Source organism: Streptomyces sp. NPDC021212 (genome assembly GCF_044332925.1).
Classification (GTDB): Bacteria; Actinomycetota; Actinomycetes; order Streptomycetales; family Streptomycetaceae; genus Streptomyces.
The window spans coordinates 183513-195517 of the sequence record NZ_JBIRPZ010000015.1; the positions used below are offsets into that span (position 1 = coordinate 183513).

Annotated in this window: 11 protein-coding genes; 5 read left to right on the plus strand and 6 right to left on the minus strand. The window is 70.2% G+C overall.

Annotation, left to right across the window (positions count from 1 at the left end; translation table 11 throughout):
• Positions 1 to 24 precede the first annotated feature (24 nt).
• The 3 genes from ACH4SI_RS34105 to ACH4SI_RS34115 form a co-directional block, all read right to left on the minus strand.
• Positions 25 to 375 (minus strand): TetR/AcrR family transcriptional regulator C-terminal domain-containing protein, encoded by a 351-nt coding sequence (locus tag ACH4SI_RS34105; RefSeq protein ID WP_398302647.1) that lies wholly within the window; start codon positions 373 to 375, stop codon positions 25 to 27.
• A 245-nt stretch (positions 376 to 620) separates the two neighbouring features.
• On the minus strand, positions 621 to 1526 hold the full coding sequence (locus tag ACH4SI_RS34110) for an NADP-dependent oxidoreductase (protein ID WP_398302649.1): 906 nt from the start codon (positions 1524 to 1526) through the stop codon (positions 621 to 623).
• Between the two features lie 519 nt (positions 1527 to 2045).
• Entirely contained in the window at positions 2046 to 2822 is a 777-nt protein-coding gene (locus ACH4SI_RS34115) for an alpha/beta fold hydrolase (protein ID WP_398302651.1), read from the minus strand.
• 111 nt (positions 2823 to 2933) lie between these two features.
• Between ACH4SI_RS34115 and ACH4SI_RS34120 the strand changes: the two genes are divergently transcribed.
• Positions 2934 to 3761, plus strand: a complete 828-nt coding sequence (locus ACH4SI_RS34120) for a helix-turn-helix domain-containing protein (protein ID WP_398302653.1) — start codon at positions 2934 to 2936, stop codon at positions 3759 to 3761.
• A gap of 298 nt (positions 3762 to 4059) precedes the next feature.
• Here the strand turns inward: ACH4SI_RS34120 and ACH4SI_RS34125 are convergent, their stop codons facing one another.
• Positions 4060 to 4386 (minus strand): antibiotic biosynthesis monooxygenase family protein, encoded by a 327-nt coding sequence (locus ACH4SI_RS34125; protein WP_398302655.1) that lies wholly within the window; start codon positions 4384 to 4386, stop codon positions 4060 to 4062.
• 108 nt (positions 4387 to 4494) lie between these two features.
• Here ACH4SI_RS34125 and ACH4SI_RS34130 point away from each other — a divergent pair, with 108 nt between their 5' ends.
• On the plus strand, positions 4495 to 5709 hold the full coding sequence (locus ACH4SI_RS34130; RefSeq protein ID WP_398302657.1) for a helix-turn-helix domain-containing protein: 1215 nt from the start codon (positions 4495 to 4497) through the stop codon (positions 5707 to 5709).
• 583 nt (positions 5710 to 6292) lie between these two features.
• On the opposite strand, the gene ACH4SI_RS34135 is transcribed toward ACH4SI_RS34130, so the two are convergent.
• Positions 6293 to 6703 (minus strand): DUF2000 family protein, encoded by a 411-nt coding sequence (locus tag ACH4SI_RS34135; protein ID WP_398302658.1) that lies wholly within the window; start codon positions 6701 to 6703, stop codon positions 6293 to 6295.
• Positions 6704 to 6770: 67 nt separating this feature from the next.
• On the opposite strand from ACH4SI_RS34135, the gene ACH4SI_RS34140 reads away from it, so the two are divergent.
• From ACH4SI_RS34140 to ACH4SI_RS34150, 3 genes are all read left to right on the plus strand, one after another.
• On the plus strand, positions 6771 to 7667 hold the full coding sequence (locus tag ACH4SI_RS34140) for an AraC family transcriptional regulator (RefSeq protein WP_398302659.1): 897 nt from the start codon (positions 6771 to 6773) through the stop codon (positions 7665 to 7667).
• 275 nt (positions 7668 to 7942) lie between these two features.
• Positions 7943 to 10006: a bifunctional glycosyltransferase 87/phosphatase PAP2 family protein gene (locus ACH4SI_RS34145; protein WP_398302701.1), complete on the plus strand. Its 2064-nt coding sequence runs from the start codon at positions 7943 to 7945 to the stop codon at positions 10004 to 10006.
• Positions 10007 to 10092: 86 nt separating this feature from the next.
• Complete coding sequence (locus tag ACH4SI_RS34150) at positions 10093 to 10755, plus strand: superoxide dismutase family protein (protein ID WP_398302660.1); 663 nt, start codon at positions 10093 to 10095, stop codon at positions 10753 to 10755.
• A 15-nt stretch (positions 10756 to 10770) separates the two neighbouring features.
• Here the strand turns inward: ACH4SI_RS34150 and ACH4SI_RS34155 are convergent, their stop codons facing one another.
• Complete coding sequence (locus ACH4SI_RS34155) at positions 10771 to 12003, minus strand: cytochrome P450 (RefSeq protein WP_398302662.1); 1233 nt, start codon at positions 12001 to 12003, stop codon at positions 10771 to 10773.
• Positions 12004 to 12005: the final 2 nt, after the last annotated feature.

Below are 12005 nucleotides of genomic sequence, written 5' to 3' on the forward strand. Positions count from 1 at the left end.
GGGCCCTGACCCCCACCGATGAGTTCAGGACAGGGGGCGAACAGCCGGCCCGGAGGGGGACTGCCCCTTGCCCAGGAGTGCGGCGAGGCCGTCGAGGAGGCGTTGGAGGCCGAAGTCGTAGAGTTCGTCGAGGTCGAGGTCGTAACCATCCGTGGCGAGGCGGGACAGTATCGGGAACCGGCCGGTGGCCAGGATCCCTTGGAGGGCCGGCTCCTGGGTGTCCATCCACTCCTCGCTGTCGAGGCCGCTGAGCGCCTCCGCTTCCCGTTCCGTCTCCAGGTTGACGGCGATGCCACGGGCGTAGTTGAGCAGCATGAGATGTGCGGTGAAGGCGGTCGAGAGGTCGAGACCCCGCGCGTGCAGGGCGGCGAGCATCCACTCGCGACCAGGCCCAGGAACTGCCGCCGGGCGGCGTCTCCGGCTACCCGCCCTCGGGCCGGCTCGGCATCCGCCTGCGTGACCTCTCGATGCGGTCGATGACCCGCTGGCCGATGCGGAACCTGCTCGCCGCGCAATTCGCCAAGGCCGGGGACATCGCGTTGCCGGACTACGGCCCGGCAACGGTGCCCGATGACCACACCGAGCCTCGCTGACGACCCGCCCTCGCCCTCATCTCCTGCTCAGACGCAGACCGCGATCTTCCCCCGCGTGTGTCCGCGCTCGGCGTATGCGTGCGCTTCCGCGATCCGTTCGAGCGGGTAGGTCCGCTCGATGCGCGGTGTGTAGCGGCCTTGCCGGCCGAGTTCGCCCGCTTCGGCGAGGAGCGTGGGGTCGTTCTCCGCGCTGACCAGACGCACACCCAGGCGCTGCGCGTTGGTGTAGTCGGCGATCGTCGACACGCGCGCAGGGTCGCCCACGATCGCGATGAGATCAGCCAGCGATCCGGAGGCCGCGGTGTCGAGCGCGATGTCGACTCCGTCCGGAGCCAGGGTGGCGAGGCGCTCCGCGAGGCCGGGGCCGTAGGTGGTGGGAACGGCTCCGAGAGAGGTGAGGAACTCGTGGTTGCGCTCACTGGCCGTCCCGATCACGGTGGCGCCCCGAGCCACCGCGATCTCGACCGCGGCACTGCCCACGCCTCCGGCGGCGCCCTCGATGAGAAGGGTGCGCCCCCGCAGGGGACCGAGCGCCTTCAGCCCGCCCATCGCGGTCACGGAGGCCAGACCGGCGCCGGCGGCCTCCTCGTCGGTCCATGTGGTGGGCGCGTGGGCCCAGGCCGAGAGCACGGCCAGCTCCGCTGTCGCGCCGGTGACGCCGCCCAGCCCGAAGACGCGGTCGCCGATGGTCACCCCCTGCACGCCCGCACCGGTCTCGTCGACCACGCCGACGGCATCACGCCCGGGAATCGCGGGCAGGTCCACGGGGAGTACCTCGCGCACCGCACCGGAACGCACCTTCCAGTCGATGGGATTGACGCCGGCCGCCGCGACGCGGATGCGGATCTCGCCGGGCCCGGGACGCGGGTCCGGCACCTGCTCGACCACGAGGGTCTCCACACCGCCGTACTCGTGATAGCGGACTGCGCGCATGGCGTTCTGCCTTTCCAGGGGGTGAACGTTCGGCGAGTGCCGACGTCCACGACGCTAGAACCTGACGTAGACGTCAGGTGCAAGTCGGGCGGACTGCCTGGACAGAAGAGGCCCGGCGCGCATCGGCGAGGTCGCCGACAAGGCGGGAGTGAGCGTCCGGGCGCTGCGCTACTGAGGGAGCAGCCCAGGGGGGTGCCGTGCGCGCATAGTGGATCACCCCGCCGGGGACGGCAGGGGGAGCCGCCATCGGTGATGCGGTGCACGGAGCCGAAGCCGGGGGCCGTCAGCGTGACGAACAGGTGGGACGGGGGGCGACTGGTGCGTGACGGGCGCCTCTCACCGCGTTGCCCGGGCCCGGGCGGCTGGCTCGGGGAACAGGTCGTCCACGATGCGGTGCCGGCCGCTGTGCGGTCGGTGTACAAGCAGATCTGTCGGGTGCGGTGCAAGGCGGCAGGGCCTGCCCCGGCCCCCGTGGGCGGGTGATCAGGGGCACAGCCCGTCGTCGGGCCGCGGGGACGGTCAGGCTGCCGGCGCGAATGCGGTGATGGCGTCGACGAGGTCGGCCGGGGCTTCCAGCGGGATCAGGTGACCGGTGTGGGGGACCACCACGAAGTCGGCTTGGGAGAGGTAGGGCACCAGGTTGTCGCGGAGCACGCCGACGGGCTCCACCTGGTCGTGTTCCCCGGCGACGACGAGAGCGGGCACGCTGACCATAAGCGTGTGCTCGGTGATGTCCTGCGCGATGCCGCGCAGCGGCCACTCGGTGCGGGCGGCGTCGGTGACGGTCCGCGAATCGGTCACGAGCTGCGCCTTGACCGGAGCGGGCAGCTCGGTCGCGGTGAGGACGTGATCCCGTGCCCCGGCCACGGACTCGGCGGAGTCGTAGGCGTGCGACAGGGCTTCCTGGTACTCGGGAGTGACCTGTGCGGCGGGCTTCGCCGGGCCGGAGCCGACGAGAACGACGCCGCGCAGGCCGACGGGCCGGGTGGCCGCGACCAGCTGTGCGACCTTACCCCCCATCGAATGCCCCACCAGGACGTAGTCGGTGACCCCCGCATCCGCGAGCACGGCGAGCGTGTCGTCGGCGAGCTGACCGAGCGTATAGGGACCGGGCAGAGCGCTCGACCGGCTCCACCCGCGGAAGTCGACCGTGAGCACGTCACGGCCCGCCAGGCGGTCGACGACGAGGTCCCAGGTGCGGGCAGAACCACCCCAATAGTGCAGGAACACCAGAGTCGGCCCGGTCCCCGGCCGATGGTCGTAAGCGGGCAGAAGCGTCTGCTGCGTCGTGTTCATGATGGCTCTTCCGATCGATGCCCTAGGCGATTGCCCTGTGTATTCAGTGAAACTTCCGCACCCGGACGGGGCATCGGCGCGACTGGTCGCCCGATGGTGAAAACTGGACACGTGAGCGTGATCCGGCAGATGACCTACCAGCCCGCAGGACGCCGCGCCGCCTCGGTCGAGACGATGACGTTCGGCCGCCTTCGCGAGCTGAACGACGGCAGCACGCAGCGCGCCGACTTCCACGTCCTTGCCGTCATCGACGCCGGACCCGGCTCAGTCACGGTCGATTTCCACCTCCACCCGCTCCAAGATCGATCCGCGGTGTGGATTCCACCCGGCGCGGTGCACCGGTGGGACGACATCGCCGAAGTGGCAGGGCACCTCGTGCTGTTCGTGCCGACCGCGCCGGTCACCCACAACACCCGAGAACTCGTCGCCTCCCCGGACCTGGCCGCGCACTGGAGCATCCCCGACGCCGACTGGCCCTTCGTCGACACGGCGCGCAGCCATCTCCTCCTCGAAGCATCCGTTCCACCCAGTGACTCCTCGACGGAGCTGCCCGAAATCCTGCTCTCCGCGCTCATCACCCGGCTGCACCCACCGCACGCCGAAGCACGGCTCACACATCCGGTGTTCCGGTTGTTCCGCTCCAGCGTCGAAGCGCACTTCCGGCAACACCACGACGCCGGCTACTACGCCCGTGCGCTGGGTTACGCACCCCGCACCCTCTCGCGAGCGGTGCAGCAGGCCACCGGCCGCACCGCGAAGGCGTACATCGTCGAACGGATCACCCTGGAAGCCAAACGGCTCCTCGCACACGACCGCCTCACCGCCGCCCGCTGTGCCGACATACTCGGCTTCCCCGACGCATCCAACTTCTCGGTGTTCTTCCACAAAGCCACAGGCAAACGCCCGGGCGCGTGGCAGGCGACGGTGGCCGCCGAGTGAGGAGGTGCCACAAGAACACTCAGTCAATCACCCGTGCAGTGCGACGTATGCCGTGATCTCCTGCGACAGCAAGCGCACTGGAACGCCGTCGGGGACTGTTCCAAGGCGGTGGATTGCGTTGTCGTACTCCAGCGGCACCACGCGGGCCCGCGTCACAGGGGCGCAGACCGGTGAGGCGCCGCGCGATGATGACGCTGCGGGTGTCTCGCGGACGGTGCCTACGACGACGCGTGAAAACACGGCACCGCGAGCCCTCTGGCAGAGTCGCAGAGGGCTCGCCACGTGGGCGGGCCCGTGCTCAGCCCTGCTTGGGTCCGGTCTGCTGGACGACCTCGAAGGACCACAGGGTGGAGCCGGACGCGGCGGGCTTCTGCTGCGGGGCGTCCTCGCCGCCTCGCTGATGGGCGGCCTTCATCGGACCTTCCATCCAGGCCTGGAAGTCTTCTTCGCTGCGCCACCTCGTGTAGACGAGGTAGGTGTCAGTCCCTTCGATGGGACGGAGCAGTTCAAACCACTCGAAGCCGTCGGAGTTCTCCACGGTCCCGGCGCGGGAGGCGAAGCGCTTCTCCAGCACCTCGCGCTGCTCCTCGGGAACGGTCAGCACATTGATCTTCACGATGCTCATGGGGCCATCCTGCCCTAGCCGCTGCGGCGGACGGTGACCGGTACTCATCCGCGTGCCGTGAGCCCTTTCGTCGGGTATCCGTGCGCATGCCCGGAGTAGCGTGGACGCATGGCAACGGAGTTTCTGGGGGACCGTGTCAAGCGCCTGCGCCAGATGGCCGAGCTGACACAGGAGGGCCTGGCCGAGCGGTCCGGTGCTTCCGTCGACACCGTCCGGCGGCTGGAGCAGAAGCCGCAGAGTTCGGTCACGCTGCCGACCATGCACGCGCTCGCCGCAGGCCTTGGTGTCGAACTGACGAGCCTCTTGGGGGACCCGCCGGGTGCGCCGTCCACAGGGGAATCCGACTCGCCTCAGATGGTGGCCGTACGGCGCGCCATCATGCCGCCCCTGTTCGCCCCGCCGGCCCCGCCCGGCGACCTGGAGACACTTTCCCTGGAGCGGATTCGGCGCGACGTGGCGGGCGGGTGGACGCTTTACCATGCGGCGGAGTTCGACAAGTTGCTGAACGTACTTCCAGGGCTGATCACGGACGCCCGCTTCGCGGCCACGGTCGGGGACACCGATCAGCGGGCAGTCGGTCAGGCGGTGCTCGGCAAGGCGCTGCAACTCGGCGGTCATCTGGCCATCCGTATGGGGAAGACGGACCTCGCGCTGTCCGCGCTGGAGCGCGCCATAGCGGCCGCTGACGCCTCGTCGGACCCGTTACTTGCTCCTATGATCTCCAACTCCGTCGCCTGGGCCTATCAGCGCCAGGCGCGCTTGGATGACGCCAAGTACCTGGCCGTCCATGCAGCTGACGGGGTCGAGCAGGAGCACAGAAGCACGCCCGAGGGGCTTCGGGTGTGGGGCGGCCTCTTGATGTCGGCGGCTACCAGCCACGCGCGGAGTGGGGACTACGCGCGTGCGAACGACATGATGGTGACGGCGGAGAAGGCCGCGGGTTGGCTGGCCAAGATGCCGACGCCCGAAGACGGCAAACTGCTGAGCGTCTTCAGCAAGTCATCCGTTCGGATCGAACGCGTCCGCTTGGCGGTCCAGCACGAACGGCCGAACGAGGCCCTGGCCCTCGCGCGCGGAATGCGTCTGTCGAAGGACACGCCGCCGTCGTGGCGCACCTGGCTGCTGCTGGATGTGGCCCGTGCGCACACCGACTTGGGCAACGCCGAAGGTGCCGTGAAGGCGCTTGAGTCTCTGAAGCGACATGCACCCGCGTGGATGCGGCACCACACGCTCGCCGTGGCCATCGTCACCGATCTTCGGAACGGACCGTCGCGCCCCCCGGGACTGCGGGCGCTTGCCGAGTTCCTGGGTATCGCCTCATAGCATGCTGAAACTGGGTAATGCGTTCACTGTAGCCGCGGCCTGAGAGCCGTCAGGCTCGGCCTATGAGGACCCCCGCGACGCGCCACACGTCCGGGGGCATGGCCGACGCCGAACAGGAGCGCCAGCATGCTCGACCCTAAGCCGGTACCTCAGACCCCGGACAGCCCGCCCAGCGATGAGTGCGACGTGTGCGCGGCGTTACGTCGCCAGCAGGCAGCGTGGCGCCGTCTCGGGAACCATAGCCGGGCGACGGACTGTGCGGTGGAACTACAGCGGCACCACGACGGGGACACGCACAAGGGCGAGGCCCGGTGAAGCGCCGCGCCAGGATGACCATGCGTGTGTCACGGGACGGCGGGCGTACGTACGGGCCGATGCGCGTGGTCACGCTGGCCGGGCCGCTGATGCCGATGGAATCGTCGGTGTGGCCACCGTGCCAGTGCCTTCGCTGTTGGCCGAGGGGAGCTGTCGGCCGACCAGGGGCGATCGTGAACAGCGGATGATCCACACCTAGCCGACCGCGCGGAGCGCCCCGCCCTAACTCGGGACGGGCGTGGTCCGCGCCGGTCGGGCCAGGTGCCGTTCAGCGGTGCGGCCGCAGGCCCCTGGTCACCTTGTCCACCTGGGTGCGCGGGCCGTAGAGGGCGAGGCCGACCAGGTTGAGGTCGGGGGCCTCCACGGTGCGGACCGTGGCGCGGTTGTCGTCCTCGTTGTCGGTGCCGAACAGTTCCTCGGTGTAGAGGGCCGTCGGGAGGCCGCGGGTGAGGGCGCGGGTGTGGGTGCGGAAGAGGCCGGGGGCGTCGGCGGCGTAGACGAGGACCGGTTCGCGGAACATCGGGAGGTACGTGTTTCCCGAGGCGTCTTCGTACGGTTTGCCGACGATGTCGTCGGTGGCGTGGGAGAGTCCGCTGGAGAGGAAGGCCGTCACGTTCAGCTTCTGCCAGTCGGCGAGGTCGTCCCGGACGATGACGGCGATCTTGGTGTCGAATCGCATGCCGTCACCTTCGCGCGGGCGGTGAGGCCCCGTATTGAACGCTGGTGCGAGACGGCAGAATGGGGTGATGGGTGTGGGAGGCACGGAGGTTGGCGGGGGGCCGGGCGACTGGGCTCGGTACTGGCGTGACCCGGAGCGGTCCGTCGAGGCCATGCACGCGCACTTCTTCAGCCATCGTTTTCATCCGCACAGCCACGACACCTATTCCTTCGCCGTCACCGAGATCGGCGCGCAGCGCTTCCGCTGCCGGGGCGCGCTGCGCACCAGCGGGGCGGGGATGGTGATGGTGTTCAACCCGGACGATCCGCATGACGGGGAAGCGGCCGCCGAACTGGGCTACAAGTACCGCATCACGCACATGGGGCTCGACGTGGTGCGGGATGTCCTCGCGGACGTGCGGGGCAGCGCGGACGGGGAGGTGCCGCTGCCGCTGTTCGACCAGCCCGTGCTGGACGACCCGGTGCTGGGGCGCGCCCTGTTACGGCTGCACACCGCCCTGATCGGCGGCGCCGGTCCGCTCGTCCGCGACGAGCGGCTGACCGCGGCCGTCGGCGCGATGGTGCGGCGCAGCGCGACCCGCCCGGTGCGGGCCAGGGCGCTGTCGGCCGGGGGGAGCGAGCAGGCGTGGGCCGCGCGGCGGGCGCGGGCGCTGCTGGAGGAGGAGTACGGGACGGAGATCTCGGCGGAGCGGCTGGCGGAGGCGGCGGGGTGCAGCCGGTTCGCCCTGTACCGGGCGTTCCGGGCGGAGTACGGGATGGCGCCGAGCGACTTCCAGCGGCAGCTGAGGCTGCGCCAGGCGCGCGGACTGCTGCTGGCGGGCTGTACGGCGGCGGAGGCGGCGGCCGCGGCGGGGTTCGCCGACCAGAGTCACTTCCACCGCTGGTTCGTACGGTGTTTCGGAATCACCCCGGGGACGTTTCAGCATGCGGCGGGTCCCGATTCGCGGCGCACCCCACAGCCCTGATGAAATTGGGCCGGACCGTACCGAGTCCGTCCGTACAGACGCACTCCCGCCAAAGTCTGACAGCTTTCGGCCAACCATGGACGACTGTCAGGTGAAGAGGGGATGTGGAGCGTCTGAGTAATGGGCTCAGTAGGGTCTCCAACATTCCGAACAGGTGAAGAGGGCGAGTGGGGGAGCGGCAGGGCGTGTCGAACGCGGAGCGAAGCGGGCTGCGGAGTACCCCGGGTGCGGGGGCGGGTTCCGGTGCCTTCGGGGCACGGACGTCACGGACGATGATGGTGCTCGGCGCCCTCTGGCTGCTGGCCGGCCTGCTCGCCGTCCGGCAGGCGGCGGCGGTGCTGCGGCTGCCCCCGGACGAGCGGCTGACCGATCTGGAGACCTGGATCGGCGAGCAGGGTGTCCTCCATGTGGGCGGTTCGCTGTACGACGGGGACGCGTTCACCGGCACCCCGTTCTCCGGTCTTGTGCTCAAGCCGCTGACCCGGGCCGCCGAGCAGAGCCTGGGCGTCGCCTGGACGTTCGGCACCCTGCTGCTGGTCGTCGTCCTCGGGCTGACCGCCGCGCGCGCCCTGCCGGGGCCGGTCTCCCGCCGTACCTCGCTGCTGGCCGCGCCGCTGGCGCTGTGCCTGCTGACGCTGTCCCTTCCGGTCCGTAACACCTTCACCCTCGGCCAGACCAGCATCATCCCGGTGCTGCTGGTCGTGCTCACCGTGCTGCCCCGCACCTCCGGCCGGCAGGCAGGCGTTCTCATCGGCGTGGCCGCCGCCCTCCAGCCCGCGCTGCTGCTGTTCGGCGTCGTCCTGTGGCTGCTGGGGCGGCGGCGCTCGGCGGCGCTGGCGGGCGCGACGTTCACCACGTGCACCGCGCTGGCCTGGGCGGTCATGCCGCGCGACTCCGGGTCGTACTGGGTCCACCACCTCGGCGGCGCCGGGCTCGGCGAGCCCGCCGACAGCCTGGCCAACCAGTCGCTGCACGGGCTGCTGCTGCGCATCGGTCTTGAGGGCCCGGTCGAGCTGGCGCTGCTCGCGGTCCTGGCGGTGGCGGTCGCGGTCGTCGGCCTGCGGCGGGCGGTGCGGTACGCGCGGGACGGGCAGTTGCTGCTGGCCGCGGCGATCACCGGGTGCGTGGCGCTGGCGGTCTCGCCCACCTCCTGGCAGTACCAGCAGCTGTGGATCCTGCTCGCGGTCGTCGGCCGGGTGGGCCGCCGGGCCGCCGACCGGCTGGTGTGGCCGGTGCTGGTGGTGCTGGTGATGACGCTGAGCCGTACCGCGCTGCTGCCGGACCTCAAGATCGCCGGACACATCGGCTACAACGCGCCGCTGCTGGCCGCGCTCGCCGCCGCCTGCCTGGTGCCGTTCGTCTCCCGGACCTCCCCGCGGTGGGACAGCCCGGAGCCGACACCCGTTCAGGAGTCGCACCGGGGCCGCTCCGCCTGGGTGCCGCTGCTGCGCTTCGTACGGCGGCCGCTGTCCCGGCCGAACCTGCTGCTGGAGCTGATGTTCATCCGCGTCGGCTACTTCGCGTACTCGTGGATCCGGGCCCACGCGCCCGACGAGCGCAGCGTCGCCGAGGGCCACGGCCACCAGGTGCTGTCCCTCGAGAGCTTCCTGCACATCGACATCGAGCACTGGTTCAACCGGCTGGTCGCGGACACCCCGTGGCTGAGGGACGGCATGAACTGGTACTACAGCACCTTCCACTTCCTCGTCCCGCTGTCCCTGCTGGGCTGGCTCTATCTGCGCCGCCCCGCGACCTACCGCTGGGCCCGCACCCCGCTCGCCTTCGGCACGATGCTCGCGCTGGTCGGCTTCTGGCTCTACCCGCTGGCCCCGCCGCGGCTGATGGGCCTCGGGTACGTCGACACCGCGCACGGCCCGCAGGACCTGAACAACCCGGACTTCGGCGCGCTCACCAAGCTCTCCAACCAGTACGCGGCCATGCCGTCGCTGCACGTCGGCTGGTCCCTGTGGTGCGGGGTGGTCATCGCACTGGTGGCGCCGTACCTCTGGATGAAGATCCTCGGCATGCTGTACCCGCTGCTCACGGTCGCGGTGATCGTCGGCACGGCGAACCACTATGTGCTGGACGCGGTCGGCGGCGCGGCCGTCGTCGCGGCCGGATTCGGTCTGCAGTACGTGCTGCTCGGGGTCGGCCGGAAGCCCGCGGAGGAGCCGAACGGCCCGGTCACCGAGATGCTGTCGGCGGGCGCCCGGGGCGTACGGGAGCGCGTCCGGGCGCTGGTACGGAGGACACGCGCCGGGGAGCCGGGTGCAACGTCCGAGGTGGCGGGGATCCCCCATCCGACGGAGGCCGCGGAACGGGCCGATGCCTCGCGTTGAAGGGTCCGGTGCACCGGTCTAGCGTGGGGAAAAGCGGTACAAACGCCAGGAAGACTCGGGGGTCCCGACCGAGGAGGGATCTGAGGATGTCCCTGGTAACGGCGGCCGCCGCAGCGCTGGCCGCATCGATGGCCGTCATCTCGCCCGCGGTCGCCGCGCCGAGCGCCACGACCGAGGACCATTCGCCGAATCCCACGGCGTTCGTCCTGGAGAAGTTCCGGCCCGCTTCGGAGGCCCACGGCACCAGTGGCGCGGTGACGTACGACAAGAAGCTCGTGCCCACGTCCGCCGTGGTGCTCGTGGCGGAGCTGCGGCTTCCGGGGAAGTGGCACGGCGAGATGCACGAGCACGGGATGCACGGGGAGCACTGGAAGCACGGGATGCCGCCGCGCGGCACGTTCGTCTTCCTGGCCCTGCGCGGGGTCGCACCGAACCACCACTTCGGGATACACGTGCACACCAGGTCGTGTGGCACCAAGCCCGATTCGTCCGGCCCGCACTACCAGGACGTGAAGGACCCGAAGCAGCCCTCCACGAATCCCAAGTACGCCAACCCGCGCAATGAGATGTGGCTCGGCACCACCACCAACAGCAGTGGGGATGCCCGTGCCAAGTCCCTGGTGAAGTGGCACTTCAGGCCCGGTGAGGCGCGCTCGGTGGTGATCCACGAGCATGCCACGGCCACGAACATGGGGCACGCGGGTATGGCGGGGAACCGGGTGGCCTGCATCAACGTCCCGTTCAAGTAGCGCGGGCGGTGACGGCTATGCGTAGCTCACCCGCAGCTCCTTGATCCCGTTCAGCCAGGCCGACCGCAGCCGCCGCGGGGCGCCGGTGAGGCGGATGCCGGGGAGGGTGTCCGCGATGGCGTTGAAGATCAGCCGGATCTCCAGTTCGGCGAGGCTCTTGCCGAGGCAGAAGTGCGGTCCGCCGCCGCCGAAGCCGAGGTGGGGGTTGGGGTCGCGGGTGATGTCGAAGACCTCGGGGCGGTCGAAGACCTCGGGGTCGTTGTTGGCGGAGGAGTAGAACACGCCGACCCGCTCGCCCGCCCGGATGGACTGTCCGCCGAGGGCGGTGTCCTGGGTGGCGGTGCGCTGGAAGGACATCACGGGGGTGGCCCACCGGACGATCTCGTCGGCGGCGGTGGCGGGGCGCTCGCGCTTGAACAGCTCCCACTGCTCGGGGTGGGTGAGGAAGGCGTGCATGCCGTGGCTGATGGCGTTGCGGGTGGTCTCGTTGCCCGCGACGGCCAGCAGCAGGACGAAGAAGCCGAACTCGTCGGAGCCCAGGTTGCCCTGGTCCTCGGCGGCGACCAGGGCGCTGACGATGTCCTTGGCGGGGCACTGCTTGCGGTCGGAGGCCAGGTTCATGGCGTACGAGATCAGCTCCATGGCCGACTCGGCGCCGATCTCCTCGGTGATGGCCAGCTCCGGGTCGTCGTACGCGACCATCTTGTTGGACCAGTCGAAGATCTTGGACCGGTCCTGCTGGGGGATGCCGATCAGCTCGGCGATGGCCTGGAGGGGGAGTTCGCAGGCGATGTCGGTGACGAAGTCGCCGGTGCCGTTCTCCTTGGCTTCGGCCACGATGCGTACGGCGCGGTCGTGGACGGCGTCCTCCAGGGAGCGGATCGCGCGCGGGGTGAAACCCCGCTGGACGATCTGGCGGACCCGGGTGTGTTCGGGCGGGTCCATGTTGAGCATGATCAGCTTCTGGACCTCGATCTGGTCGCGCTGGATGTGCTCGTTGAAGCGGATGATCGCGGTGTTGCGGTGCGAGGAGAAGATCTCGGGCCGGGTCGAGACCTCCTTGACGTCGGCGTTCCGGGTGACGGCCCAGTAGCCGTCGTCGTCGAAACCGGCCACGCCGTGCCGCTGCGGGATCCATGACACGGGGGCCGTCTGCCGCAGCTGGGCGAACTCGGGGAGTGGCACCCGGTGCTGATGGAGGTCGGGGTCGGTGAAGTCGAAGCCTTCGGGGAGCGCTGGACAGGGCATCG

Excerpts from the sequence above, each read along its gene's own strand:
- ACH4SI_RS34105 (WP_398302647.1), bottom strand. The coding sequence starts at position 375 with ATGCTCGCCGCCCTGCACGCGCGGGGTCTCGACCTCTCGACCGCCTTC.
- ACH4SI_RS34110 (WP_398302649.1), bottom strand. The coding sequence starts at position 1,526 with ATGCGCGCAGTCCGCTATCACGAGTACGGCGGTGTGGAGACCCTCGTG.
- ACH4SI_RS34115 (WP_398302651.1), bottom strand. The coding sequence starts at position 2,822 with ATGAACACGACGCAGCAGACGCTTCTGCCCGCTTACGACCATCGGCCG.
- ACH4SI_RS34125 (WP_398302655.1), bottom strand. The coding sequence starts at position 4,386 with ATGAGCATCGTGAAGATCAATGTGCTGACCGTTCCCGAGGAGCAGCGC.
- ACH4SI_RS34130 (WP_398302657.1), top strand. The coding sequence starts at position 4,495 with ATGGCAACGGAGTTTCTGGGGGACCGTGTCAAGCGCCTGCGCCAGATG.
- ACH4SI_RS34135 (WP_398302658.1), bottom strand. The coding sequence starts at position 6,703 with ATGCGATTCGACACCAAGATCGCCGTCATCGTCCGGGACGACCTCGCC.
- ACH4SI_RS34140 (WP_398302659.1), top strand. The coding sequence starts at position 6,771 with ATGGGTGTGGGAGGCACGGAGGTTGGCGGGGGGCCGGGCGACTGGGCT.
- ACH4SI_RS34145 (WP_398302701.1), top strand. The coding sequence starts at position 7,943 with ATGGTGCTCGGCGCCCTCTGGCTGCTGGCCGGCCTGCTCGCCGTCCGG.
- ACH4SI_RS34150 (WP_398302660.1), top strand. The coding sequence starts at position 10,093 with ATGTCCCTGGTAACGGCGGCCGCCGCAGCGCTGGCCGCATCGATGGCC.
- ACH4SI_RS34155 (WP_398302662.1), bottom strand. The coding sequence starts at position 12,003 with ATGCCCTGTCCAGCGCTCCCCGAAGGCTTCGACTTCACCGACCCCGAC.